This window comes from Acetobacter vaccinii (assembly GCF_008365315.1).
Lineage (GTDB): Bacteria > Pseudomonadota > Alphaproteobacteria > Acetobacterales > Acetobacteraceae > Acetobacter > Acetobacter vaccinii.
Genome location: NZ_CP043506.1, coordinates 94,298 through 120,846, shown reverse-complemented (window position 1 = coordinate 120,846; position 26,549 = coordinate 94,298). Strand labels below are relative to the sequence as shown.

The window sequence follows — 26,549 nt, the reverse complement described above, 5'->3', positions numbered from 1 at the left end:
CTTGCAGGCACTTAAGGGCGCAGACCCAAGTGTTATAGTGATGTTCAAAATATTTTTAACTGATATAAAATGTAATATCTAATTCTCTTTTCATTTCAATACGGGAGCATGCGTATAATGAGACGCTTTTTTCTGAAAATGATGGCCGCCGTGGCTGTCGCGGCCGTGACCACCCAGGCCCCTGTGCAGGCGGCAGAAACAATCCGGGTTGGTTATATTCCTGTACTGGGTTCCTCCGCCCTGTTTGTGCTGGATGGCAAGGGTTGGGCCAAGGATGCCGGACTGACACTCGAACTGGTGCGTTTTACATCCGGGCCGCAGGCTATTCAGGCTCTGGTTGCCGGTCGGATTGATGGGTACGTGGCGGGTGTTCTGCCGCTGTTGCAGGCTCGTGCCCATGGGGCAGATGTTAAGGTAGTGGCCGCAGCATCCGTCGATGAGTTGTCGGTTATCGCGCGCGGCCCGTTGGCAGCCTCAGTGCCGGCAGACGGGCAGGCACCGCTGAGCGCACAGGCTACGCGTGAGGTGTTTGAGCATTTCCATACGACACAGGGGCGTCTGCCGCGTATTGCCACACAGCCGCCGGGCTCTGTGCCTGATACGCTGCTGCGGTATTGGCTGAAGCAGCGGGTTGGTATTACGGACCTTGCCGCAGCCACAACCATTGTTGGTGTGGATATTGATGCCGCCCAGCAGGCTTTTCTTGCCGGTGCGGTTGACGCTGCCGTGCTGCGTGAGCCTGCGCTGACCGTCGTGCGCCGCCGCCTGCCTGATGCGCGGATTTTTGTGGATGGCCAAGGCATGATGCCTGACCAGCCGGGGTCTGTGCTGGCCATCCTTCGCCCAACGGCACCTGACAGGCAGGGGTGGACCAAGACGTTGACGGCATTGTTTGTGCGCGCCACGACCCTGCTGTCCCAGCACCCGGATGAAGCGGTGCCTTATGTGCAGAAAGTGCTCGGTGGGGGGCTGGTGAGCGAGGAACTCATGAAAGAAGCACTTGAGCATTCCGCAGCACACTTTATCAGTGATCCAGCTAGGATTATTCCCGGCGTGCGTGACTTGCAGGATTTTGAGGTCGCGCAGGGGCTTCTGCGTAAGGCGCAGCCAGTGGAAGACCTGTTCATTCAGGATTTGTGGCGGCAGGGGACACCGTGACGGAGAGTTTAAGTAAACAGGCCCGTCTTGGGCTGGCCATGTTGGGGCTGGTTGTGTTTGTGGGGGGGTGGGAAGCCGCAGTGCGCTGCGGCTTTTTGCCTGTCAGTATGGTGCCAGCTCCCAGCAGCCTGGGCGATGCCTGGCTGGACGAAGTCCGGGGCGGTTTTTGGCAACAGGCCGTGTGGGACAGCTTGCAGCATTACTCGCTGGGGCTGCTGATCGGCTCCATTCTGGGCTGCGCCCTGGGCGTTGTCTGCGGCATGCTGGTGGTTGTGGACAGCCTGCTGGAAGGGGTTGTGCGCCTGTTGCGCCCTGTGCCAGGGCTGGCCTGGGTGCCCTTTGCCATTCTCTGGTTTGGGCTCAATACGGCGGGTGCCACCTTTATTATCGCGATTTCTGTTTTCTGGATCAATTTTTACGCGGCTTATGGCGCGGTCAAAGGCGTTGATCCTGAGTTTTTTGAACTGGCAGCAGCCTTTGGGCATGGCAGCTTTCTGGGGCGGTTGGGCAAGATTGTTCTGCCTGCCTCGGCCCCAGGGATCATGGCAGGGTTAAGAACAGGGCTGGGGCAGGGCTGGATGTCGGTTGTGGCGGCGGAACTGTTTGGTGTGCCGGGGATTGGCGCCCGCATGATGCAGGCTTCAAGCCTGCTGGCAACGGATGTCGTGGTCGTTTACATGCTGACCATGGCTTTGTTGTATGCAGTGACCGATTTTCTGTTTGGCTTTGTCCGTGCCCGTGTGCTGCGGTGGCAGCCATGAGTGCTGGTGTGCAGAGCGTTGCTTCCCTGCACAATGGGGGGCTGTCGCATGATGGTGGCGGGCAGTTTGTCTTCCGCGGTGTCAATCTTACCTTGGAGCGAGGCGAGTTTGTGTGCCTGCTAGGGCCGTCGGGCGTTGGTAAATCGACCCTTTTGCGGGTGTTGATGGGGCTTGTGCCGCCGACTGAAGGCCAGACTGGCGGTACCGCCTGTGCCCCCGGTGGCCCGGCTGTGCGCGATGGCCGACGCAGCAGCGCCATGGTGTTTCAGGATGCCCGGCTGATGCCATGGCGCTCGGTCCTGCGTAATGTTGCTTTCGGGCTGGAAGGCTTGGGGCTGTCGGGGGATGACAGAAAGCAGCGTGCGCTTGAGGCCCTGCGTCTGGTCGGACTGGAGGCCGAGGCTACGCGCCTGCCACGCCGCCTGTCGGGCGGGCAGAGGCAGCGTGTTGGCGTTGCCCGTGCCCTGACAGTGGACCCGGACCTGTTGCTGATGGACGAACCCTTTGGTGCGTTGGACCCCATAACCCGCACCGGCTTGCAGGATGAGCTGCGGCGGATCTGGATTGAAACCCATAAAACGGTTCTGTTCGTCACCCATGATATTGACGAGGCCCTGCGCCTTGCCACGCGTGTTGTGGTGTTGGCAGGGGGGCCACCGGCGGGCATTACGGGTGAAATTACACTCGACCTGCCGGAAAGAGACCCAGATTCTCCGGCATTTCGGATGTATGCCACGCGGTTGCGCGCCATGATCGCGGGGGAGGCAGACCCTGGTGGTGCCTCCTACTGGCGCTCTGCCGAGATATGACCCAGGGGTGAGCGCGGTTGTATGCATCCAAAAAGTGGTATGCCGCGTTATGACCAGAAGCAGGTGTAAGGAAAGACCCGCATGAGTGAAGAAAAAAAAGTGGAACACATGCTGGAAGATGGCATTGGCCGGGTTCAGGACGGGGCAGACGGCCTGTTTGGTAAAACCCCGGAGTATGATGCGCTGACCCCCGGTGGGCGCTCTGCCCTGGCGGAAGCCATGCGTGATGTGGTGATAGACCAGCCTCTGTTTGCGGTGTTCACCGCAAGCCTGTGCGGCTTCATCGTCGGTATTCTGTTACGGCGCAAAGGCTGATAGGCTGACCTTGCCGTACGGGGACCATACAACATAAAGGACAACCGATATGCTTAAACTGGCTCTGTTTTTTCTGGTGGTCTCGCTTGTTGCTGGCCTTTTTGGTTTTGGCGGCATTTCCTCTGCCGCTGCTGGCATGGCGAAGATCCTGTTTTTTATCGGTATTATGCTGTTTGTCGTTTTCCTGGTGGTGGCGCTTGTCGCCGGACGCAGCATTATGAAATAGCAGGCCAGAACCAAAGCCAGAGGCTGCCCGTTAACAAAAAGCCCTCCCGCCGAAACAGCGGGAGGGCTTTTTTGTGCCGAAGGGGCGTGCTGTCAGTTTTTGTCTTTTTGGATAAAGGAGGGCAGCAGCGGGTTGTCCTGCTGCATGGAGTTCTTGCTGGGCAGGCTTGTTGCATCCCACCCACCGCCCAGAGCCTCGATCAGGCTGACAGAGTCCAGAATGCGGCTTTGCTGGATTTGCAAGGAGGTCTCGGCATTGGAAAGGGCGGTGACCTCCGCCGTAATCACCGTGGTGTAAATAGCCGTGCCTGCCATGTACTGGTTGAAGGCAATGGTGGCGGCGCGGTTGGCGCTTTCAACAGCAATGGCCTGTTGCTGGGCCTGATCGGACAAGACCCGCAGGTTGGCCAACTGGTCTTCCACAGCTTGCAGGGCGGTCAGCACGGTCTGGCGGTAAGTGGCGACGTAGGCATCGTAATTGGTGTTGGCTTCCCGCACGGCGGCGGTACGGGCACCCCCTTCAAACAGGGTTTCCGTGGCCGAGGCACCAAGTGACCAGATACGGTTGGCCACCTGCACCAGAGAACCAATGGGGTCACCGCTATAGGAATAGGAAGCAGTCAGTTTGACATCGGGGTAGAAGGCGGCAATCGCGGTACCAATCTGCGCGTTGTATTCTTCCATCCGGCGTTCGGCAGCAGCAATATCGGGCCTGCGTTGCAGCAGGGCGGCAGGCAGGGCCACCGGCACGGGCGGAATGGCCATGGGCAGGGCACCACGGGGGATGGACAGGTCTGCCGGGGCTTTGCCCATCAGGGTGGCTATGGCGTGCTCGTACTGCGCGCGGGCGGCGTCGGTGGCAATGGCTTGGGCGCGTGTCTGTTCCAACTGCGTTTTGGCCTGCATGAGGGTGGTGGGGTCTGTTGTGCCCGCCTCATACTGGTTTTTGGTAATCTGGTAAGAGCGCTCATAGAACGCAACATTGCGCTCAAGCATGTCGTGCAGACTGTCCTGATAGCGCAGGTTGAAATAGGCAGTCGCCAACTGTGCCTGATAGGACAGCTTGGCATTGGCCAGATCGGCGGCAGAGGCTTGGGCTTCTGTCACCTGGGCCTGGATCTGCCGACGGATGCGCCCCCACAGGTCAAGGTCCCAGGAGGCATTAAGCCCTTGGGCATAGGTGTTCTCGGTCGAGTTGGACGCAACACTGCTGGTAGTGGACGATCCATAGTTGATAATGGTGCCCGATGAGCGCGACCCACGCCCCGAACTCTGACGGTTGAAGGAGAGGGAGCCGCTGAGTGTTGGATAAAGCTGGGCGCGGATTGCGTTAATGGCCGCGCGGGCGTTGCGATAGCGGGCTTCGTATTGCAGGACATTCTGGTTGTTGATTTCAACCTGCGCTTCAAACTGGTTTAGCAGCGGGTCATTGTAAATGCGCCACCAGGCTCCCTTGGGCAGTTCTGCCATCTGCGGGTTGGCATAATGCCAGCCGGGAGCGGGGCGCAGTTCCTTGAAGGTGGGTGAAATCACGGCGCTGGGGCGTTTGTAGTCAGGTCCCACCATGCATCCGGCTGCCAGGACAGGAAGCAGCAGTGCGCCCAGATGCCGGAAATGAAAACGGGGAGAGGAGGAAGACGACGGGGCCATCAGATGTCCTGTCTGGTGCTGCGAAGGAAGAAGGAGCGGGCGGCCAGCGTGCTGGCCCGCAGGCGTAATTTGTCGAATGTCAGGTAGATAACAGGGGTTGTGTACAGGGTCAGCGCCTGGCTGACGATAAGCCCGCCGACAATGGCAATGCCAAGGGGGCGCCGCAACTCGGCCCCATAGCCGTTGGCAATAATCAGTGGGGCGGCCCCTAGTGCCGCAGCAACCGATGTCATCATGATCGGGCGGAAGCGTAGCAGGCAGGCGGTGCGTATGGCTTCCAGCGGTGACAGCCCCTCATCACGCTCGGCGGTAATGGCAAAATCCACCAGCATGATGGCGTTTTTCTTGACGATCCCAATCAGCAGGATAATCCCGATCATGGCAATCAGGGAGAACTCCTCCCCAGCCAGTTGCAGGGCCAGCAGTGCTCCCACCCCGGCGGAAGGCAGGGTGGAAAGAATGGTCAGCGGGTGCACATAGCTTTCATACAGAATACCAAGGGTGACATAGACAGCAACGAGGGCGGCGAGAACCAGCAGTGGTTCGTTGTTGACGGCACTCTGGAACTGCGCCGCATTGCCCGCAAAACTGCCATGGATGGTGGGTGGCATGTGCAGGGCCACCTGTTCTTCCTCGATAATCCGTGTTGCCTGACTAAGGGCGACCCCGCTGGCCAGATTGAAGGAGAGTGTGGCGGCCACACTATCTCCCTGATGGTTAACAGCCAGGGGGGTCTGGGTGGGTTTGAGCTTGGACACCACAGTCAGCGGCACCATGGTTTCTGACGATGTGCTGACCGCCGACCCATTGGAGGCCCCAGCCCCTCCTGCCAGCGTATTGGCAATCTGGTTGCGGAAGGACTGGCTGCTGAGGCTGGAGGCCGCACTACTGCCTGCCGCATCGGTGCCGGATGTCCGGCGCACGCGGATTGTGTTGGCTTTTGTGCCGCCCCCGGCAGAGCCGCCCGCAACGCTGACCCAGACCTGCGACAGGCTGGATGGCCCTGGCCAGAGCGTGGGGTCGGCCTCCATGATGACGCGATACTGGTTAAGGCGGTTGTAAATGACCGAGGCCGCCCGCTGGCCAAAGGCGTCGTACAGCGTGTTACCCAAAAGCTGGGGGGTAATGCTGACGCGGGCAGAGGCATCGCGGTTGATGCGTGCGGTAATGGCCGCCCCGCCGGTCTGCACGTCGGAGGAGAGTTCTGTCAGTTCCGGGTGCTTGCGTAGCGCCTCCAGCAGCTTGGCCTGCCAGGTGTATAGTTCAGCCGCATCTCCACCGTTGAGGGTGTACTGATACGCCGCATTGCCCGCTCGCGCCCCCGCACGGACAACACCAGGCTCCATCAGGAAAAAACTGGCCCCGACCAGATTATGCAGTTTCCGGCTGATGCGCGCGATCAACTGCTGGGGTGTGTCGTTGCGCTGGGCCTTGTCTGTCAGTTGCAGAAACAGGTTGGCCTGGTTGGCTGTGCCCCGTCCGCCGATAAAGGAGGAAACACTTTCGACATCCCGATCCTGAAGGATGACATCCTGCACCTTGGCCAGTTTCTGGGTCAGGGCGGTGAAGGAAATATCCTGATCAGCCTGCAAATGGCCCATCAGCATGCCTGTGTCTTCCACGGGGAAGAACCCTTTGGGCATCCGGGCAAACAAGGCGACAATCAGCAGCAGGGTCAGGGGCAGGCTGCACAGCACAAGGCGCGCATGGCGTAATGCCAGATCAAGCGATCGGGCATAGCCTGCCTGCATCAGGTCCAGCCCACGCAGCAGCCAGCGTGCCAGCCGCATGGGCTTGGCCGCCTGCTGGGTTGGGGCCAGCACATAGGCGGCCATCATCGGGGTCAGTGTCAGCGACAGCACCAGAGAGATCAGGATGGTCAGGGACACCGTGACCGCAAATTCGTGGAACAGCCGCCCGGCCAGTCCGCCCATGAGCAGAATAGGCAGGAAAACCGCAATCAGAGAGATGGAAATGGAGGTAACGGTAAAGGCCACTTCCCCACTGCCTTTGATGGCAGCCTCACGCGGGGACATGCCCTGTTCGATATAACGGGCGATGTTTTCCATCACCACGATGGCGTCATCCACCACAAACCCGGTGGAGACGGTCAGCGCCATGAGCGACATGTTGTCGAGCGAGAACCCACACAACGCCATCAGGCCAAAGGTGGCGATAATGGATGTGGGCACCACCACGGCAGGGATCAGCGTCATCCGCAGGGAGTGCAGGAAGGCAAGCACCACCAGCACCACAAGCACGACAGAAATAATCAGCGTGAGCTGAGTGTCGGCCAGCGCGGCGCGGATGGTCAGGGAACGGTCAAGCCCGATGTGAAGGTCCACCCCACCGGGCAGTGCCTTACGCAGCATGGGCAGGCGGGCGGTAATCTGATCAACCGTGTGGATGACATTGGCCCCGGCCTGCGGGAAGACAACCGCAATGACCGATGTATGGCCATTATAATACCCGGCGTTGCGCAGGTCTTCCACACTGTTGGTGACGGTTGCAATGTCGGTCAGGCGCACCGGGCGGCTGTTGCGCCATGCAATGACAAGGCCGCGATAATCCTCCGCCTGTGTTACCTGATCATTGGTATCCAGCGTAAAGCGCCTGCCGTCCTGGTCGATAATGCCCTTGGGTGTATGGGCATTGGCGGAGGCCAGGGCTGCCCGGATATCCTCCAGCCCGATGCCATATTGGAAAAGCGGCAGAGGATTGATCTCGGCACGGATGGCAGGCAGGGCGCTGCCGCTGATTTCGACCTGTCCAACCCCCTGCACAGCCGACAGATGCTGTACCAGAACATTGGTGGCGTAGTCGTAAAGCTGGGGCCGGGTATGGGTGTCCGATGTCAGGGCCAGAATAAGGATCGGCGCGCCATTGGGGTTTGCCTTCCTGTAGCTGGGGTTCTGCCGCAGGGTGGAGGGCATGTCGGCCCGGGCGGCCTGCAAGGCGGCCTCGACATCCCGCGCGGCACCGTTGATGTCGCGGTTCAGCGCGAATTGCAGCGTAATACGCGTGCTACCCTGAGAGGACTGTGATGTCATCTCCGTCAGGTCTGCAATCTGCCCCAGGTGGCGCTCCAGCGGGGCAGCGACGGAACTTGCCACTTCCTCGGGCGACCCGCCAGCCTGACGGGCCTGCACCTGTATGACCGGAAAGTCCACATTAGGCAGGTCGGACACCGGCAGGCTGCGGTAGCCCATAAGCCCCCCAAGCAGGAGGGCCAGGGTCAGCAGGATGGTGGCGACCGGCCGGTCTATGAAGACCCGGCTGATCGTCACGGGGTAGCCTGCCCGGTGGGCGGTGTTGTGGTGTGGCGCAGCGGCTTCCAGCGCTGGCTCCAGCGGTCAAGGGTCAGATAAATCACAGGGGTAGTGAACAGGGTCAGCAACTGTGAAAAAGCAAGCCCCCCGATAATGGCCAACCCCAGAGGATAGCGTAGTTCCGACCCCGTGCCGCTGGACACCACCATCGGCACGGCCCCCAGCATGGCGGCCAGGGTTGTCATCAGGATGGGGCGAAAACGCAGTGTGGCTGCCGTGCGGATGGATTGCAGGGAGTCCATGCCATGTTCACGCTCGGCTTCCAGCGCAAAGTCGATCATCATGATGGCGTTTTTCTTGACGATGCCAATCAGCAGCACAATGCCGATAATCCCCATGACATCCAGCCCCGTGCCCGCCACCATCAGGGTCAGCAGCGCACCAATGGCGGCAGAGGGCAGGGTGGACAGAATGGTGATCGGGTGGATGAAGCTTTCGTAGAGAATACCCAGCACGATATAGACCGCGATAATGGCGGCCGCGACCAGGAACATCTCGTTCCCCAAAGACCCTTCAAAAGCCGCAGCCGTGCCCTGGAAGGATGTCTGGAAGGATGAGGGCAGGGTAATCTCGCCCTCAACCCGACGGATTGCCTGTGTGGCATCCCCCAGCGTGTAACCGGGTGCCAGGTTGAAGGAAATGGTGGTGGCGGGGAACTGACCAAAATGGGTCAGCAGCAGCGGCGCTGTTTCCTGCGTAATGGCGGTAACAGCCGTCAGAGGCACCAGCCCTGATGTGGGCGAGCGTGTGGGGCCTGTGGTGCTTTCCCCCGAATTGCCGCTGATGCCGGGCATATACAACTGGTTGAGCGAGGACAGGCTGGTCTGGAAGCGCGGGTCGGCCTCCATAATCACGCGATACTGGTTGGACTGGGTATAGATGGTCGAAATCTGGCGCTGGCCAAAGCTGTCATACAGCACGTTATCCACCGTCTGCGGCGTGATGGAGTAGCGCGCCCCTGTGGGTCGGTCCAGCGTGACCCGCGCGACAAGCCCTTCGGCCTGAAGGTCGGATGTGACATCCGTCAGCGCGGGTTCTTTACGCAGGCGTTCAATCAGCTTGGGAACCCAGGTTTTAAAGGCGTCATAATCCGGGTTTTCCAGCAGGAACTGGTACTGCGTGGCGGTCACAGTGGTGTCCAGCGACAGGTCCTGCACAGGTTGCAGGTACAGGGTAATGCCTGCCACCTGCCGGGTTTCCGCCTCGATCCGGCGGACAATATCGGCCATGGGGGCGGAGCGGCTGTCGTGGGGCTTCAGATTGATCAGAAAGCGGCCCTGGTTGAGTGTGGCGTTCTGCCCGTCCACCCCGACGAAGGAGGAGAGCGAGGCCACATCAGGGTCTTGCAGCACCACAGCCGCCAGAGCCTCCTGATGCTGTTTCATGCTATCGAAGGAGATGCTCTGTGCTGCGACGGATATGCCCTGAATAACCCCGGTGTCCTGCACGGGGAAAAAGCCTTTGGGAATGGTCCAGCCCAGCACGCCAGTCAGCACAAGTGTGCCGACAGCGACGGCAAGTGTCAGCTTCTGGTGGGCCAGCACTACGTCCAGCAGCCTGTCATAAAAGCTGATCAGGCGCTGGGTTGCTTCTTCCATACGGGCGGACCAGCGCTGGAAGGGGGTTGCCGCAGCGCTGACATCATGCGGGCGCTCGGTCAGGATGCGCGCACACATCATCGGCACAAGGGTAAGCGAGACGATGGCCGAAATGACAATGGCGGTGGCCAGTGTCAGCGCAAATTCATGGAACAGGCGGCCGACCACATCGCTCATGAACAGCAGCGGGATCAGCACCGCGATGAGGGAGATGGTGAGGGAGATAATGGTAAAGCCAATTTCCCCCGAGCCTTTGAGGGCCGCCGTCATCCGGTCTTCCCCCGCTTCGATATAGCGGGAGATGTTCTCGATCATCACAATGGCATCGTCCACCACGAAGCCGGTGGCGATGGTCAGCGCCATAAGGGACAGGTTATCGAGTGAGAAGTTGAGCAGGTACATAATGGCCAGCGTGCCCACAATGGACAGCGGCACAGACAGGCCCGGAATAATGGTGGCCGGGACATTACGCAGGAAGACAAAAATAACAGCAACCACCAGTACCAGCGCCAGAAACAGTTCCAACTGCACATCCGCGACCGAGGCACGGATGGTGGTGGTACGGTCGGTCAGCGGCACAATATCAATGCCGGGGGGCAGGGTCTGGCGCAGGGTGGGCAGGGCGGCCTTGATATTGTCCACCACCGCAATCACGTTCGCGCCGGGCTGACGCTGGACATTCATGATCAGGGCCGGGGTCTTGTTGGCCCATGCGGCAAGCTGGGTGTTTTCCGCCCCGATCACAACCGATGCAATGTCGCGGATCCGCACCGGCCCACTGTTCTGATAGGCAATAACCTGATCCAGCAGCACCTGTGTGCTGGTAATCTGCCCGTCCATCCGCAAGGTGGCTGCCCGCTTTGCACCGTCAAACGTGCCTGTGGGGGAGTTGACGTTGACGTTGCCGATGGTCGTGCGCAACGTGTCCATGTCGATCCCGTAGGATGTCAGCTTGGGCACATTGACCCGCACCCGTATGGCCTTGCGGTTGCCACCCGACAGGCTGACCAGCCCGACGCCCGAAATCTGACTGACCTTCTGGGCCAGCCGGGTGTCGATATAGTCTTCCACCTCGGGCAGGGGGATGGTGGCCGAGGTAATGCCCAGTGTCAGCACGGGTGTGTCGGCGGGGTTGACCTTGGCGTAAACAGGCGGAGCGGGCAGGTCGGTCGGCAGCAGGGAGTTGGCCTGGTTGATGGCGGCCTGCACTTCCTGCTCGGCCACATCCATCGACATCGACAGGTCAAACCGCAGGGTGATGACAGACGCCCCACCGGATGAGCGTGATGTCATCTGGTCCAGCCCCGGCATCTGGCCGAACTGTGTTTCCAGCGGCGCGGTAACGGAGGTCGCCATGACATCCGGCCCGGCACCGGGGTAGAACGTGTCCACCGTAATGGTGGGGTAGTCCACCTGAGGCAGGGCGGAAATGGGCAGGAAATGGTAGCCCAGAAGGCCAGCCAGAAAAATGGCCAGCATCAGCAGCGTGGTTGCGACCGGCCTGCGGATGAAAATGGCGGAGGGGTTCACGGCGTTGCGTTGCCTGTGGCGGTGGAGGGTGCTGCGGCTGCGGGTATGCTGACTTTAGCCCCGGCCCGCAGGTGGTCTGTGCCATCGGTGACAACTCTGTCGCCATCCTTCACCCCGGTCAGGATCACCGTATTCGTGGCGTCCGACATGCCGGTGGTGACAGTCTGCACGCTGACTGTGTCATCCGGTTTGACCACATAGACAAACTGGCCTGATGGCCCGGTCTGCACGGCGGTCGTGGGGATCAGCAGGGCATGCTCAAGCGTTTTGAGGCGTAGATGGGCGTTGACGAACTGGTTGGGGAAAAGGTGCTCGTCCTCATTGGGGAAAATGGCGCGCATCCGCACCGTGCCGGTGGCGGTATCAATTTCGCTATCCAGCACGCTGGTGGCACCATCAGCAATCTTGGCGGAGTTGGCGCTGTCCCAGGCTTCAACAGGCAGGGATTTCTTGGTGTGCAGTTCTTCCAGTACTTCAGGCAACTGGTTCTGCGGAACTGTGAAGATGACTGATATGGGCTGCATCTGCGCCAGCGTTGCCAGCCCGCCAGACTGACCGGCAGCAATAAAGTTGCCTTTGTCCACGGCGCGGATACCAATGCGCCCGTCCACCGGGGCGGTAATATGGCAGTAGATCAGTTGCAGTTTTTCATTATCCACCTGCGCCTGATCGGATTTGACCGTGCCCTCAAGCTGCTTGACCATAAATTCCTGATCACGCGCGGTTTTGGCATCAATACTGTCCTGGCGGATCAGGCGCTGGTAGCGGGCGTTGTCCACGCGGGCCTGATCAAGCTGGGCCTGATCATGGGCAAGCTGGCCTTCATACTGTTTCAGCAGTACCTGGTAAGGGCGGGGGTCGATCAGGGCCAGCTGGTCGCCTTTGTGAACATGCTGCCCTTCGGTAAACAGTACCTCCAGCAGGTAGCCCTCCACCCTGGTCTGGACCGTCACGTTGGTGATGGGAATGACCGTGCCCAGTTCTGTCAGCACCACGGGCATGCTGCCTGTTTTGGCGGCTTGCACGGCTACGGGCTGTGGCAGTTCCCCCGTATGGTGGCCGTGGGTGCCACCCTCCTTGCCATGGGGGCGCAGGAAGGCAAAGGCCAGTACGCAGACACCGATAACAGCCGCGCCACCAAGCAGCCGACGCTTGCGGCGGTGTGCGGAGGGGGAGGCAGAAGGGGGGGAGGCCGGGCTATGGTCGTCCATGGAGCGTGCTGTTCATTCACCGTGTGGAGGGGGCGGGGCGAGAATAGGAAAGGACCCGACAGCAGGGGCGGGCCTGGTCAGCAGCGCCATGGTGGGCCTGTGGCAGTGCGTGGCCAGTATCAAATGTCTGTCTCTCGAATGGATGGTATCATGCGTACACGTCACCGCAGGTTGGGCATCGGGGTGGTGGCGCGGGGGCACACGGGCCGAGTATCCAAACCATTGGCGGCGTCATTGTGGCGGTGTCGGCGGGTCCTGTCTAGCTGGGCTTTTTGAGATTGCCACTCATTTGCGCGCCAGCATTGACTGGCATTATGGCGCAAAGAGGGCTGGCCAGCAGGGAAATCAGCCCTGTGACGGCAAAGGCGACAGAAAAATCACCCGAGGTTGGCTGGGCATGGCCACGCACATCACCCAGCAGCGTCAAGACCGCAGCGGCCACACAAATCCCCGCGGAGAGCATGATCTGCTGCATGGTGGCGTAGAGGCTTGTGGCAGCACTCATCCGGCCGGGAGGGATATCGGCATAGGCAACGGTATTATAGGCCGAGAACTGGATGGACTGCGTGGCCCCGGCGACAATCAGCACCAGAGAGAGCGTCCATAGCGGGTGGCTGGGCCGGTAGAGCGCAATCAGGCCAAAAACGATAGCGGCCGAAACGCCATTGACCATCAGCACCCGACGAAAGCCCCAGTGTTTGAGCAGCGCAGGCACGTAAGGCCGTGTCAGAATAGCGCCCACCGGCGCAATAAAGGTGACAAGCCCACTCTGTGCCGCACTCAGCCCGCTGCCAAGCTGAAGATACGCAGGCAGCAGGAAAGGCATGGACCCCACAGCAATGCGTGAGGCCGCCCCAGCCAGAAGTGACGCGCGGAAGGTTGCAAAGTGCATCAACCTGAAGTCCAGCAGCGGGGCGGCAAGGTGGGCTGCATGGCGCATGTACAGCACCATCAGCATCAGCCCTGCGCCCAGCAGGGTGGCAAGCACGGCCCAGTTGCCCGCCCCGTGGCTGAACAGTTCGGCAAAAACAGACAGAACAGCCAGTCCCCCGCCAGACAGGCACAGCCCATGCCAGTCAAAGGGCGAGGGTGAGGGTTCATGCACTTGCGGGATATAGCGCCAGGTTAACGCCAGCCCCAGCAGCCCTACGGGGATGTTGATGTAAAAGTTCCACCGCCACGACAGCCATGTGGTGACAAAGCCGCCCACCACTGGCCCCAGCAGGGGGCCAAGTGTTGCAGGCAGTGTCATCCACGTCATGATCCGCACAAGCTGGTCGCGCGGGGTGCCACGGATGACGACCAGCCGCCCTACCGGCACCATCAGGGCGCCACCCACACCCTGCAAGGCCCGCATGGCAGCCAGAAATGGCAGGGAATGAGCCCCTGCGCACAACAGCGAACACAGCACGAAAATGGAAATAGCCACCAGCAGCACCGTGCGGCTGCCTATCCTGTCTGCCAGCGCGCCAGAAGCGGGAATAAAAATGGCAAGTCCGACGATATAGGATGTAAGGGCGACCGATGTTGAAACCGTATCAACATGCAGGCTCTGCGCGATAGCGGGCAGGGCGGTGGACAGAATTGTGCCATCGAGCTGTTCCATGAACAGCAGGGACGAAACAGTCAGCGCGATGAGTTGAGTACGTGTGGGAAAAGCCATGCTAGCCAGCGGCGCGTTTTTGCGGTCTGATACCGTTTATCAGTCGTGCGGCTTCCAATAGCCAGCCCTGCTGGCGCATGGAACCCAGGCCGCACGATCAGAGCCTGAAAGGACTATGTCATGACTGACGACAAGATCAAGAACGCTGAAAACGAAATTCAGGGCGTGGCCAAGGATGTCAAAGGACATGTCAAGGACGCAGTAGGCGGCCTGACAGGGGACATCGGCCTGCAGGCAGAAGGCAAGTTTGACCAGTTTGCTGGCCATATGCAGCAGGATTTCGCTGATCTGTATGAGGAAGGCGAAAGCACGGTGGAAAAAATTGTTACTTTCGTGCGTGACAAGCCCCTGCTGTCCGTAGGGCTGGTTTCCGGGCTTAGCCTGGCGCTGGGCTGGCTGCTTTTCCCCCGTCGCAAGCGTTCCTGACAAAATCATTTTACCGGGACTCTTGCATATCCCGGTAAAAAAATGCTTCTCCTGTCCCTGCGAGTCGCAAATGAGCGACTCGGCTGTTTTAGCCGAGTCGTTCAAAATGGACGGAAAGAGGGGCAATGCCGGATTTTACGCGAGAACAGAACCATGGCGGACGGGTCGCCGGGGTGGACGAAGTGGGCCGTGGCCCGCTGGCCGGCCCCGTTGTGGCAGCGGCTGTGGTGTTCTCGGCCGGCGTGCCAGATGACCTCGCCGCCATTATGGATGATTCCAAAAAACTCAAGCCCGCCGTGCGCGAGGCCATTGCCGCACGCCTGCCATCAGTCGCAGGGGTGGAAATTGGCATTGGTGCGGCATCCACGCAGGAAGTGGATGCGCTGAACATCCATAACGCCGCCCATCTGGCCATGCAGCGGGCGGTGGCACGGCTGCCCCGTCTGCCCGACCATGTGCTGGTGGACGGCAACAAGCTGCCCGCCTTTGGGTGTAGCGCACAGGCCATTGTCGGCGGGGACGGGCTTAGCCTGTCCATTGCAGCGGCATCCATTGTCGCCAAGGTCGTGCGGGACCGCATTATGGCCCGCCTGGGTGCCCGTTGGCCGGACTACGACTGGCAGCGCAATGCGGGCTACGGCACGGCAGCACACCGGCAGGCCCTTGGGGCTGCGGGTATTTCCCCCCATCACAGGAAAACATTTGGCACGGTGCGCAGGCAGGTAGCGGCCGGACAGACGGAGAAGCAGGCATGAATGGCGCGAAATCGGTTTCCATGGAGCTTCCGCTCGACCAGATTCTGCGTGGTGAGTGTGTTGATGTCATGCGCGGTCTGCCCACAGGCTCCGTGGACTGCATTTTCGCAGACCCGCCCTATAACCTCCAGCTCCGTGGTGAATTGCGCCGGCCCGACGACAGCCTTGTCGATGGTGTGGATGACGATTGGGACAAGTTCTCCGATCTCGAGGAGTATGACCGCTTCACCCGTTCCTGGCTGTCAGAGGCCCGCCGCCTGCTGCATAAGGACGGCACAATCTGGGTGATCGGCTCTTACCACAATATCTACCGTCTGGGCGCGATCCTGCAGGACCTCGGGTTCTGGATTTTGAACGATATTGTCTGGCGTAAGTCCAACCCCATGCCCAACTTCCGGGGGCGGCGCTTTACCAACGCGCATGAAACCCTGATCTGGGCAGCCCGTGGGCCGGACAGCCGCTATCGCTTTAACTATCAGGCCATGAAAGCTCTGAACGATGATGTGCAGATGCGCTCGGACTGGTACCTGCCCCTGTGCACAGGCAACGAGCGCCTGCGCAATGAGCATGGACTGAAACTGCACCCGACGCAGAAGCCCGAAAGCCTTCTGCATCGCGTTCTGCTGGCCTCGACTACGGTGAATGATGTCGTGCTGGACCCGTTCTCGGGGTCGGGTACGACTGCGGCCATGGCCCGCCGTCTGCGCCGCCATTTTGTCGGGATTGAGCGCCATCCCGACTACGTTGAGGCCGCCATGGCTCGCGTGGCGCGTGAAGTGCCGATGACGGAAGAAGCCGTGCGGACCACACAGGACAAGCGTGAGGCCCCCCGTGTGCCTTTTGGGAGCCTGGTGGAGCAGGGTGTTATTGTCGCTGGCACGGTCGTGTATGACAAAAAGCGCCGCGTGCAGGCTGTGGTAGCGCCCGATGGTTCTCTCGTCTGCGCCGGGCAGCGTGGGTCCATTCATAAAATGGGGGCTGTGCTGACCAATGCGCCGTCCTGCAATGGCTGGACATTCTGGCATTTTGAGCGGGAAGGCGCACTGCATCCGCTCGATGTCCTGCGGCAGGAAACCCTGCGCGCCGCTGCTGCGGGCTGACGGAGCCGGCCATTGTTGCGGTGTCTGGCAATGTGCAGAGCAGGCGGGTGTCAGGACGTTAACGGCGATACGGCCCACGCGTGCAGAAGTCACTGCTGAAATCGGTTACGTTTGCCTGACGGAGGCTTGTCCGATAAGCACTCCGGTTCTCTCGTTACAAAACCTGTCTCTGCGCGGCAGGTCACATTTTATAACTAATGGTATTAATATGTGATGGCACGGCAGTCGGCACAGTGATGCCAATTTATGTCGAACCCGGCATGCGCGGGTCAGCTTTTTAATCTGTGTTTTTGAAGCAGCCCGAAAAAGAGCTCGGGCTGGTATCAAGCCGCTACACAACCGGTCCGACTGAGCATTTCGTCGCCAGACCGGCTTGGGTCTTAGCTGCCACCAAAGCCCAGAAAGCCTTCCGACGGGCGGGTTGTGCCACCGGAGGTATCGTAGTGCCGGGCTGGGGCGGAGGGGGCGTAGCTTGCCGTATCACCATCATCCACATCGCCACTCAGACCGCCGGAAATGCTGGCACGCATACGCCGTCCGCCCCGTCCACCGGCCGTGCGGATGGAGTCCGAACCACGCAGGGACAGCAGCAGGAAGGTAATGGGGTTGCGGTTGAGGTCGATGGACATGTCCAGCGGGGTCTGCCCCAGAATATTGTGGCCTTCCAGGTCAGCGCCACGGTTCACGGCTTCCTTGGCGGCGGACACGCTGCCACGGTTGATGGCGTCAAACAGCGCTGCTGTGGGCTCCACATCCTTGCCGACATGGTCGCCATTGTCTTCGTCCAGCCCTTCCGCACCGGGGATGGCCGCTGGCGGGGCGGCTTGCTTGGCCGCCTGTCTGCTTTCGGCTTTTTCAGCCGCCTCGGCGGCCGCGGCCTGATCTTCCCCTTCCGAGGCAGCCAGAACAGGGGTCGATAAGGCGGTCGTCAGTCCGCACAGGACTAATGTAGAGGCTACAAGGCGGGAAAAACGGGTCATGATCAGTCCATCAGTGCACAGGCGTACTGTTTTATCACAGCGCGGATAAGCCGCAAAGGCGTTGGGCTGGAGTGGCGTTAGCGTCGACCCTCCCGCCACCAGGCCACGCACAGCAGCGCAAGAGTCAGGCTCAGCACAAGCCAGGCGGGCAGCAGGGGCGATGTCGTGCGCCCCGTAACCGTATGCGCCCCCCTGTGGGGGAAGCCCAGCCAGTCTGCCCCATGCAGGGTGGAGCCGTTTGCAGCCTTGATTGTGGGAATATGCAGGCTGTCAGACGTGCCAAGCCAGAAAACACCGCCTCCCGTCTGCTGGGCCATGCCCGCAAGGTGGTCGGCCGTTGCTCTCAGGTCGGTAAATTCGGCCGTGTCGCTCTGGGTTGGTGCCGCGTACGCTGTATGCACCCCGTCTGTAACCTGCCAGATGCCATTGGCGGTGGCCGGCAGGTTTGCGGTCTGCACCCCATCGGCGGCATTGGCGTGCAGGGGCACTTTCTGGCTGTGTCCATCGGGGCCGGTGACGCTGACAGTGGTGTCCGCAGTGTTGGTCAGGCTCCTGCGGGTTATATGCAGCGTGCCATCGGCCATACTGGCGGCAAGCTGTTCTTCCTCCAGTTCCGGCTCTTTCATCAGCCAGTGGGAGATACGGCGCAGCAGTTCAGCCTGTGGGCCACCGCCACCTTCCCCCCGGGACCAAAGCCATATCTGGTCAGACAGCAGCAGGGCCACGCGGCCCTTGCCAACGCGATCAAGCACCAGCAGGGGGGAGCTGTCAGGCCCGGCCATAAGGACCTGCCCATGGGTGCTGTCGGGCCGGAGCGCACGGTACCACGGCCCCCATGCGCCAGGCACGTTGAGTGTGGCATCGGGCGTGTCAGCCTGTGGCGCACCGGGGAGGGATGCCGTGACAGGGTGCTTCTGCCCGGTGTCTGTCAACCGGGGGCGGAAGCGTTGCGCCATCATGCTGCTTTCACCCGCGACATGGGCAGGCAGAATGTCGCCCACCGGCGTGTCCTGTAACGACCCTGGGCCGACAAACTCCGGTCCTGCTGTCAGCAGCAGCCCACCGCCCTTGCGTACAAACCACGCGATGTTGTCGAGATAGGTGCGGGGCAGGATATGCCGGTTCTCAAAACCATCGAGAATGATCAGGTCAAACTGGTCAATCTTGTCCTGAAACAACTCGCGTACAGGGAAGGCGATCAGGGCCAGATCGGACAGCGGTGTGCCGTCATCCTTTTCCGGGGGCCGCAGAATGGTGAAGTGGATGAGGTCCACCGCCGGGTCGGCCTTGAGCAACCTGCGCCACACGCGCTCGCCCTGATTGGGTGTGCCGGACACCAGCAGCACCCGCAGCCTGTCACGAATGCCGGTAATGGGAATGACCGTCTGGTTATTCAGCGCCGAGACTTCGCCCTCAAGGGGGGAGACCGCAACATCAAGCAGGATCTGCCCCGGATGCGCGACAGGCACGGTAATATCCTGGGGTTCCCCCGTGCGGGCGGCAATCGTCTGTGTGGCCTCGCCATTCATATGCACGGTCAGGGTGACGGGGGTGCCCGCGTGGGTGCCTGGGCCTGTATCATCCACGACGACCCGCAGTGTGGCGGTCTGCCCCGCAATGGCATAGGGGGGAGCAGACAGGACACGTAGCCTGCGGTCAGTTTCCTCCCCCGGAGCGGTGAGCAGAACATGCAGGGGCAGGGTTGTGTGGTGGCCGTGATCATCCGCCGGGCGCAGCCGCTCGGGAATGGCTGCGGGTGTGTCCGTATTCTGGCCATCGGTGATCATGATCGCGCCGGCAAGGCGGGCGGGGGGAATGTCCGCCGCCGCCTGATCCAGCGCGTCAAACAGGCGGGTGCCTTCATGGCCGTTTTCACGCACGCTGACGGTACGAATGGTCAGGTCAGGGGTTTGCGTATGGGCGATAACATCCGCTACCTTGCGGGCAATGGTGGCGCGTTGCCCAAGCGACATGGAGGGCGACTGATCGACCAGCAACAGGGCAGTCTGCGGCAGGTTGTGCCAGCTCTCGCGCAGGCGCTGCGGGCCAGCTAGCCAGAACAGCAGCAGGGCCACCGCCCCGAGCCGTAGCAGGGCAGCAAGCCTGCCCCCATACCGCAGGCCAGCGCCGCACAGGACAAGGGCAAGCAGACCAAGCACAGCCAGCAGCCAGAGCGGCACCAGCGGTGCAAAGCCTATGGAGTGAGCAAGCATGTCGGTCATGGCTTGTCCTCCAGCCGTTTCAGCAGCATGGGCACATGGACCTGGTCAGCCTTGTAACTGCCTGTCAGAGCGTAAATGACGGTGTTTAGTCCGAACCGATAGGCCTGCTGGCGCTGGTCAGCACCACCGGGCACGACGGAATACGGAGTATTGCCCTGTGCATCCACCGCCCAGGCATGAGCCCAGTCAGCTCCGCCGATGATGATGGGGCTGACATCATCATTCTCAGCATCGCCCTCACGCGCGACCCAGATGGGCTGGCCAGCATAACGACCGGGAAAGTCGTGCAGTAGGTAGAATGTATGGGCCAGCAGGTGGTGGTCAGTCATGGGCACCAGCGGCGGTACCAGCAGCCCGGCTGTGGCCCGTTGCAAGGCCGCATGGGTGCCAGAGGCATCGCCCGCAAAAGGCTGGTCTGGCTCGCTGCCATTGGTGTTGTCCTGCCCTTGTGTATCCACCAGCAGAATACCGCCATGCGCCATGAACCGGTTGAGAGCAGCCGTTGCAGCCGGGCTGAGTGTTGTGTCCGGTGTGATCGGCCAATAGATCAGCGGGTAGAAGCTGAGGTCATCCGTATCCGGGTGCACGGCATCGGGCTGGCCCAGCACGGCGGATGTTCGGGCGTTTACAAAGCTGGACAGCCCCTGCAACCCTTGGCGGGAGGCTGTGTCAACATCGTCATGCCCGGTTGCGATATAGGCCAGACGGGTTTCCAGCGCAGCACCCGGCACGCTTGACGGAGGCGGGGACGATGCACTGTCCTGAGCCTGAGCCTGAGCCTGAGCCTGAGCCTGAGCCTGAGCCTGAGCCTGAGCCTGAGCCTGAGCCTGAGCCTGAGCCTGAGCCTGAGCCTGAGCCTGAGGCGTGCTGGCAGCTATGATTGCCAACACAGCAGCAACCTGACCCAGCCTGCCTAGACCTGAGCGCATCAGAATGACCACAGCCGCATCCAGCAGCAGCAGGGCAAGGGCCAGCAACAGGCAGTACTGGCCCAGCACTGTGTCAGGCTGTTGCCCGGCTGGGTCGGTAAGGACACCAGCAGAGGCTTCGGTCTGGAGTGGCTCCAGATGGTTGGCGGCGTTGAGGGCATTGCGGCCATTGCCGGGGCCATAGAGCCCGGGGGGGTGCTCGGGCGATACAACAGTGCTGGCAAAAGCACTGCTTTTCAGGCCGCGGGCATAGGACGGCGGGGGCCCGGCAATACCTTCGCCATCCAGTGTCATGGCAGGAGCCAGAACGGTCGTGTCAGCAGGTGTACTCACACCGCTGGCGTGTTCCGTCAGCCTTTGCAGCATGGAGACAAACAGGCCCGACAGGGGCAGGTTGGACCAGTCCGCCGTGCTGCTGACATGGAACAGAATAACCTCCCCCTTGCCCAGTGCAGCATGAGTGACCAGCGGGGTGCCATCGGCCAGTCGTGCCCAGCTTTGTTCTGACAACGTGGCTGTGGGGCTGGCCAGCACCTGCCGGGCTACGGTGACATCCTGCGGCACACTTAACCCATGAAACGGGGAGGTGGTGTCGAAAGGGGCCAGTTTTTGGGGCACGCCCCATGTCATGGACCCGCCAAGCTGACGTGCGCCGTCCAGCAGCGGCACAGGCAGCAGGCTGTCTGGCGTTGGGGTGCTGTCATGGGTGCCGCCTGCCAGAGCCGGGCCTGCAAAACGGATCAGCGTGCCACCTTTTTCCACCCACGCGCGGACTGTCTGCCGGGTTTCGGCGCTGGCCAGGCTGCCATCAGGGGCAATCAGGACGGACAGCGGGCGGGAGAGCAGGCGGGCTGCTGTTCCTTCATGAATGTCAGAGGTCGGGGCTAGAGCCCGACGCAGGTAAAACAGGGCTCCAATGAGCGGAGTATCCCCCGCGCCAGTGGACAGCAGCCCCACTGGCCGCATGCGGTCGCTCTCATCCAGCAGGACAGTTGTGACTGCGCTGGCAATATCCTGCACGTTCAGAGAATCGACACGGTTGCGAATTTCGGCTGGCAGGTCCAGGTGCACATCGGTCTGGGCAGCCCCCGCCGGGAGGGTAACCGGCGTGACAGCCAGCATACCGCCGTCGCGCGCGCGGGCCATGACATGCACATCACGCGGCTGGCCTGAGGGAATACCCATGAGCCTCGCCACCACATCTGTTCCACCAGCAGGTGCTGGGGCCAGTGCCAGAGCGCGTTGATGGGGGAAGCGAATGTCCCGCACGGTGCCAAGGGCCTGCAAGGCGGAGGCAAAAGCGGCATCGTCATGCGTGGCCACACCATCGGCCAGGTAAAACACGGCACCGTAATGGCTTTTTGGGAGCGCGCTGAGTAGGCGGGCTGTCGCGGCCCGGTCAGACGGCCAAGGCTCGGGGCGTAAAGTGTCGAGCATCTGCCGCACCATGGCGGCGGGCTGGGGTCTCTGCTCGTCAGCCGTTGCGGATTCCGGTGGGCGAGGGGCTGTGCGAACCAGCGTGACGTCGGCATGGGCGCGGTCGGCGTCGTCCACAATTTTCTGGGCTGTTGTCAGGCGTTCAGCCCAGTCGGCGGCGGCAAACATGCCGTTGTCCACAACAATCAGGATCGGCCCACGTCCCGGTGGCATGGTTGATGCACCCGGCAGATAGGGGTCAGCAAAACCGCAGATCACCAGAGCCAGTGCCGCACATCGCAGAAGCAGGAGCCACAGGGGCGAGCGCACGGCCTCGCTCCGCTTGGCGCGCAGGCGCGCCAGAAAAGCAACGGGCGGGAAAGCCTGCTGGCGTGGATTTGGTGGCGTTGCGCGTAAAAGCCACCAGACAACGGGCAGCCCCAGCAGGGCCAGAAGCAGGGCGGGAAACTGAAAAATCATGCGTGGTGGCCCATCAGCGCATGTAGCGCCAGGAGGGAGGGCAGAGGGGCGCTGTCTGTCCGGTGCTGCACACTGTCATGCCCATGCCGCACGGCTGACTGGGACAGCCGTTCCTGATAGGCGCTGACAAGGCGGGCATAATCCTGGCGGATATCCTGGGTTTCCGACAGTTCGACAGCGGGTTCGCCTTCCAGACCTGTAAACAGAACACGACCCTGATAGGGCAGGTCAATTTCCGCCGGGTCCATAATATGGATCAGATGGGCACGGGCGGGGGAACTGGCAATCTGGCGCAGGCAGGTGTTCAATGCGTCCTCGGAGCAGAGGAAGTCACTGGCAATCAGGATATGCGCATGGCGTGGCAGGTGGCCTGTGGGGGGCAGGGCAGGATACGGTCTGGCTGATGCGGCCGTGGCAAGCCTTGTCAGACCAATCGCCAGCCGCTCCAGAGCAGGCCCGGTAGGGGGCAGGGCAACAGGGCCATCGGGGCCAAGCAGGCGCACACGCTCCCCTGCACGAAGGAGCAGGCCCGCCATGGTCAGCAGTAGCAGGATGGCGCTGTCCAGCTTGTAGGCATGGGCTGTGTCTGACCGCCACTGCATAGAGGCTGAAAAATCACACCACAGCAGAATGGTCCGTGCGGATTCCGCTTCCTGCTCGCGCACCTGGGCGTGGGTGCTGCGGGCCGACTGTCGCCAGTCGATATGGCTGGCGGGTTCGCCCGGCTGGGCAGGGCGGTATTGCCAGAAGGTTTCGCCCCAGCCTGCACGGTGCTGCTGGTGCTGTCCTGCCGCCAGGCTGGCTGTGGCGCGCTGGGCCTGTAACAGCAGGTCGGGCATGCGCTCGGCCAAGGTTGCCGCGGCGGAGGCTACGCTTGCGGCCGCAGGGGTTGGGTGGCGGGTAGCAGACAGGCTGGCACCCGCCGTCTGCCCACGGCGCAGGCGGCGGGTCAGAGGAGCCAGAAAAGTAAGAGTGCCGCGCAATGGCTCAGCCCAGCGCGGCCACAAGCCGGGTTACAATATCCTCTGGCCGCAGGCCATCGGCGCGGGCGGCAAAGGTCAGCCCCATGCGGTGGGCCAGTACCGGCACGGCCAGTGCGGCAATATCTTCCATGCTCGGGGACAGGCGGCCATCCAGCAGGGCATGGGCGCGCGTGGCCAGCATGAGTGTCTGCGCAGCGCGTGGGCCCGGCCCCCAGGACACCTGGTTGCGGATCGTGGCGTCGGTTGTGTTCTGCGGTCTGGCCGAGCGCACAAGGCGCAGGATGGCATCCACAATTCGCTCACCCGCAGGCATGCTGCGGACAAGAGCCTGTGCATCCAGCAGGGCCTGTGCATCCATGACGGGTTGAGCCGTGTGCTCTTGCGCCGTGGTGGTGGCCAGCAGCATGCGGCGTTCTGCATCCTCGGCGGGGAAGTCCAGCACGATCTGGAGCATAAAACGGTCTAGCTGGGCTTCGGGCAGGGGGTAGGTGCCCTCCTGCTCCAGCGGGTTCTGGGTGGCCAGCACGTGGAAGGGGCGCGGCAGGGCGTGCTCGGCCCCCGCGACCGATATGCGGTGTTCCTGCATGGCCTGCAGCAGGGCGGACTGGGTGCGGGGGCTGGCACGGTTGATTTCGTCCGCCATCAGCATCTGGCAGAAAATCGGCCCCCGTACGAAGCGGAAGCTGCGGCGGCCGGTAGCGTCCTCGTCCAGAATTTCACTGCCGGTAATGTCAGAGGGCATGAGGTCGGGTGTAAACTGGATACGGCGCGTTTCCAGCCCCAGTACGGTGCCAATGGTGCTGACAAGCAGGGTCTTGCCTAAGCCGGGCGGGCCGACCAGCAGGGCGTGCCCGCCCGACAGCAATGCGGTCAACGCAAGGCGGATAACCGCGTCCTGTCCGAAGATGACACTGGCCAGCTCCTTCTGGGCGGTTCCAAGCAGCGCGCATACGCGGTCGGCTTCGCGCACTTCCAGCGGGGTGGTCCGGGGCTGGGCGGGGGGCAGGGTGTCTGATGCGGTCATAGGTCCAGTCTGGCGTCAATGCGGGGCTTACATCAAGCAGGGTATGCTTCCTATATCATCTGGGGCAACCTATGGACACGCTTTACAGGGCTGGTGGCCAGTGAAAGGTGAACAGGCAGACGAGATGGATGCTGCGGTGCGTGACAGTGCGAAACAGGATGGAGCGGCAACGGGCAAGGCGGGGGACAGGCATCTGCCCTTCCTGATCCGGCGCAATGGGGAGTGGCTGTACCGGGGGTCTCCAGTGCGGCGCAAGGCTATGGTCTGCCTTTTCGGCTCGCTGCTGACACGCGACGAGCATGGTGACTACCTGCTGCGATCGCCTTTCGAGACAGGTTACGTCAGCGTGGAAGACGCGGCGTTTGTTGCAGTCGAACTGGACTGGAGCGGCGTGGGCCGCACGCAGCGCCTGTGTTTTCGCACCAATATGGACGAGATGGTGACAGCAGGCCCCGACCACCCGATTCGGGCTGTCTGGGACGTGCCTGCCGAGGCCTGTACGGAGGGGTGTCCTCCCTATCTGCTTGTACGCAAAGGGGATGGCGCCTACCCGTTGGAGGCCCGTCTGGCCCGCAGCGTGTGGTACGAACTTGCCGCTCTGGCCGAGCCGGGCAGTTGCCAGGGTGTGCCCTGCATGGGGGTGTGGAGCTGCGGGTGTTTTTTCCCCCTCGCCCGGGCACAGGGGCCATCGGCTGCATGACAGATGGGCTGGCCCTGCTGGGGCAACTGCCGCCGCAAAGCCAGGCCGCAATCAGGCTCCTGTGGCAGATTCTCCCGGATGCCCGTCTTGTAGGCGGGGTGGTGCGTGATCTGTTGGCCAACCGCCCAATAACGGATGTGGATATGGCAACGCCCCAGCCGCCCGAAGCCGTGTTGCATGCATTGCAGCAGGCAGGGGTGCGGGCTGTGCCGACAGGGTTGGAACACGGCACGGTGACAGCGGTGATTGATGCCGCCCCCTATGAAATTACAACCCTGCGGAGGGATGAGGAAACTGATGGCCGCCACGCCCGCGTAAGCTGGACAGCCGATTGGCAGGAGGACGCGCAACGGCGTGATTTTACCATCAATGCCCTCTCGCTCGACCGGGCTGGCGGCTTGCACGATTACTTTGGAGGGCAGGCAGATCTGGCAGCGGGGCATGTGCGTTTTGTAGGCGACGCCGTACTGCGGATTCAGGAGGATGCGTTACGTATCCTGCGCTATTTCCGTTTTCAGGCACGTTACGGACGTGGGCAGCCGGATGGGTCCGCCTTGCAGGCCATTAGCAGTCAGGTGGCTCTGCTGCGGGGGCTGTCGGTTGAGCGCATATGGTCTGAGCTCAAGCGCATTCTGGCCGGGCCACAGGTGGTTGAGACCCTGCACCTGATGGAGCAGGCAGGTGTCTTGGCTGAAATCATGCCCGGTGGTGCCAGTCTGGCGCGGCTGGAGAGACTTGTCGCGACAGGGGCCCCGCGTGATCCGTTACTGCTGCTGGTGGCTCTGGCACATCAGCCCCGGCAGGTGGTGCAACGGCTGAAGGTGTCGCGGGCTGAAAGCGACTTTGTGCAGGCGTTGCTCCGTTGCTTCACGCAGGAAGAAAAAAAGCTCTTTGCTCAAGGGGCTGGGGAGGCTCTGGACGACGCCCTGCGTGTGCTGCTGTCGGAGGAGCCCCGACAGGTTCTGCTCGGAAGGCTCTGGCTGGCAGAGGGAGACGATGCCCCGGTGATGGCCGATGGCGGGGCCAGTTTCCGTACAGTGCGGGCCTGTCTGGAGGCGTTGGAAACACCGGAGTTTCCACTCGCCGGGCGTGATGTGCTGGCCGCGGGCCTGCCTGCCGGGCCGCAGGTTGGCCATATGCTGGGGCAGGTCAGGCAATGGTGGCGGGCTGGTGGGTGCCGGGCCGGGCGGGTGGCCTGTCTGGCGCAGTTGGCAGCAGTGTTGCACGCGCAGCCGCACTAAAAACCACCACCACCACTTACATGGCATGGGCGAGGGCTGTTACA

Annotated in this window: 20 protein-coding genes; 10 read left to right on the top strand and 10 right to left on the bottom strand. The window is 61.8% G+C overall.

The features are described from left to right. The first annotated feature begins 117 nt into the window (after positions 1–117). From FLP30_RS00480 to FLP30_RS00460, 5 genes are all read left to right on the top strand, one after another. Positions 118–1,158: an ABC transporter substrate-binding protein gene (locus tag FLP30_RS00480; RefSeq protein ID WP_149277859.1), complete on the top strand. Its 1,041-nt coding sequence runs from the start codon at positions 118–120 to the stop codon at positions 1,156–1,158. A gap of 38 nt (positions 1,159–1,196) precedes the next feature. Further along, complete coding sequence (locus tag FLP30_RS00475) at positions 1,197–1,919, top strand: ABC transporter permease (protein WP_149280132.1); 723 nt, start codon at positions 1,197–1,199, stop codon at positions 1,917–1,919. Next, positions 1,916–2,728 carry an ABC transporter ATP-binding protein gene (locus tag FLP30_RS00470; protein ID WP_149277858.1) on the top strand — a complete coding sequence of 271 codons (813 nt, stop codon included), beginning with the start codon at positions 1,916–1,918 and terminating at the stop codon, positions 2,726–2,728. The genes FLP30_RS00475 and FLP30_RS00470 overlap by 4 nt, the downstream gene beginning before the upstream one ends. An 81-nt stretch (positions 2,729–2,809) precedes the next feature. After that, positions 2,810–3,043 carry a hypothetical protein gene (locus FLP30_RS00465; protein WP_149277857.1) on the top strand — a complete coding sequence of 78 codons (234 nt, stop codon included), beginning with the start codon at positions 2,810–2,812 and terminating at the stop codon, positions 3,041–3,043. A 49-nt stretch (positions 3,044–3,092) separates the two neighbouring features. Further along, positions 3,093–3,269 (top strand): DUF1328 domain-containing protein, encoded by a 177-nt coding sequence (locus FLP30_RS00460; RefSeq protein ID WP_149277856.1) that lies wholly within the window; start codon positions 3,093–3,095, stop codon positions 3,267–3,269. 92 nt (positions 3,270–3,361) lie between these two features. Here FLP30_RS00460 and FLP30_RS00455 read toward each other — a convergent pair whose 3' ends face one another. The 5 genes from FLP30_RS00455 to FLP30_RS00435 all read right to left on the bottom strand — a co-directional run bounded on the left by FLP30_RS00455 (position 3,362) and on the right by FLP30_RS00435 (position 14,249). After that, entirely contained in the window at positions 3,362–4,921 is a 1,560-nt protein-coding gene (locus FLP30_RS00455; RefSeq protein ID WP_408834571.1) for an efflux transporter outer membrane subunit, read from the bottom strand. Beyond that, complete coding sequence (locus tag FLP30_RS00450; RefSeq protein WP_149277854.1) at positions 4,918–8,205, bottom strand: efflux RND transporter permease subunit; 3,288 nt, start codon at positions 8,203–8,205, stop codon at positions 4,918–4,920. The genes FLP30_RS00455 and FLP30_RS00450 overlap by 4 nt, the downstream gene beginning before the upstream one ends. Then, positions 8,202–11,375: an efflux RND transporter permease subunit gene (locus FLP30_RS00445; protein ID WP_149277853.1), complete on the bottom strand. Its 3,174-nt coding sequence runs from the start codon at positions 11,373–11,375 to the stop codon at positions 8,202–8,204. The genes FLP30_RS00450 and FLP30_RS00445 overlap by 4 nt, the downstream gene beginning before the upstream one ends. After that, complete coding sequence (locus FLP30_RS00440; RefSeq protein WP_149277852.1) at positions 11,372–12,586, bottom strand: efflux RND transporter periplasmic adaptor subunit; 1,215 nt, start codon at positions 12,584–12,586, stop codon at positions 11,372–11,374. Before FLP30_RS00440 ends, FLP30_RS00445 begins: the two co-directional genes overlap by 4 nt. Before the next feature lie 259 nt (positions 12,587–12,845). Next, entirely contained in the window at positions 12,846–14,249 is a 1,404-nt protein-coding gene (locus FLP30_RS00435; protein ID WP_149277851.1) for an MFS transporter, read from the bottom strand. Between the two features lie 120 nt (positions 14,250–14,369). Here FLP30_RS00435 and FLP30_RS00430 point away from each other — a divergent pair, with 120 nt between their 5' ends. The 3 genes from FLP30_RS00430 (at position 14,370) to FLP30_RS00420 (ending at position 16,530) form a co-directional block, all read left to right on the top strand. Next, on the top strand, positions 14,370–14,675 hold the full coding sequence (locus tag FLP30_RS00430; protein ID WP_149277850.1) for a CsbD family protein: 306 nt from the start codon (positions 14,370–14,372) through the stop codon (positions 14,673–14,675). A gap of 125 nt (positions 14,676–14,800) precedes the next feature. Next, entirely contained in the window at positions 14,801–15,430 is a 630-nt protein-coding gene (locus FLP30_RS00425) for a ribonuclease HII (protein WP_149277849.1), read from the top strand. Next, on the top strand, positions 15,427–16,530 hold the full coding sequence (locus FLP30_RS00420; protein ID WP_149277848.1) for a site-specific DNA-methyltransferase: 1,104 nt from the start codon (positions 15,427–15,429) through the stop codon (positions 16,528–16,530). Before FLP30_RS00425 ends, FLP30_RS00420 begins: the two co-directional genes overlap by 4 nt. Positions 16,531–16,910: 380 nt before the next feature. Here FLP30_RS00420 and FLP30_RS00415 read toward each other — a convergent pair whose 3' ends face one another. The 5 genes from FLP30_RS00415 to FLP30_RS00395 all read right to left on the bottom strand — a co-directional run bounded on the left by FLP30_RS00415 (position 16,911) and on the right by FLP30_RS00395 (position 24,564). Next, positions 16,911–17,510: an ankyrin repeat domain-containing protein gene (locus FLP30_RS00415; protein WP_246856543.1), complete on the bottom strand. Its 600-nt coding sequence runs from the start codon at positions 17,508–17,510 to the stop codon at positions 16,911–16,913. Positions 17,511–17,587: 77 nt separating this feature from the next. Then, positions 17,588–19,732 carry a VWA domain-containing protein gene (locus tag FLP30_RS00410; RefSeq protein WP_149277847.1) on the bottom strand — a complete coding sequence of 715 codons (2,145 nt, stop codon included), beginning with the start codon at positions 19,730–19,732 and terminating at the stop codon, positions 17,588–17,590. Beyond that, the gene (locus tag FLP30_RS00405; RefSeq protein WP_149277846.1) at positions 19,729–22,557 is read right to left on the bottom strand and encodes a DUF4159 domain-containing protein; all 2,829 of its coding nucleotides are present in this window, start codon (positions 22,555–22,557) and stop codon (positions 19,729–19,731) included. Before FLP30_RS00405 ends, FLP30_RS00410 begins: the two co-directional genes overlap by 4 nt. Beyond that, on the bottom strand, positions 22,554–23,540 hold the full coding sequence (locus FLP30_RS00400) for a DUF58 domain-containing protein (RefSeq protein WP_246856542.1): 987 nt from the start codon (positions 23,538–23,540) through the stop codon (positions 22,554–22,556). The genes FLP30_RS00405 and FLP30_RS00400 overlap by 4 nt, the downstream gene beginning before the upstream one ends. A 4-nt stretch (positions 23,541–23,544) precedes the next feature. Beyond that, positions 23,545–24,564, bottom strand: coding sequence for an AAA family ATPase (locus FLP30_RS00395; protein ID WP_149277845.1), 1,020 nt, complete (start codon positions 24,562–24,564; stop codon positions 23,545–23,547). A 124-nt stretch (positions 24,565–24,688) separates the two neighbouring features. On the opposite strand from FLP30_RS00395, the gene FLP30_RS00390 reads away from it, so the two are divergent. Both FLP30_RS00390 and FLP30_RS00385 read left to right on the top strand, forming a co-directional pair. After that, the gene (locus tag FLP30_RS00390) at positions 24,689–25,264 is read left to right on the top strand and encodes a DUF1285 domain-containing protein (RefSeq protein ID WP_149280129.1); all 576 of its coding nucleotides are present in this window, start codon (positions 24,689–24,691) and stop codon (positions 25,262–25,264) included. Then, positions 25,261–26,505 (top strand): CCA tRNA nucleotidyltransferase, encoded by a 1,245-nt coding sequence (locus FLP30_RS00385; protein ID WP_149277844.1) that lies wholly within the window; start codon positions 25,261–25,263, stop codon positions 26,503–26,505. Before FLP30_RS00390 ends, FLP30_RS00385 begins: the two co-directional genes overlap by 4 nt. The last annotated feature ends 44 nt before the right edge of the window (positions 26,506–26,549 follow it).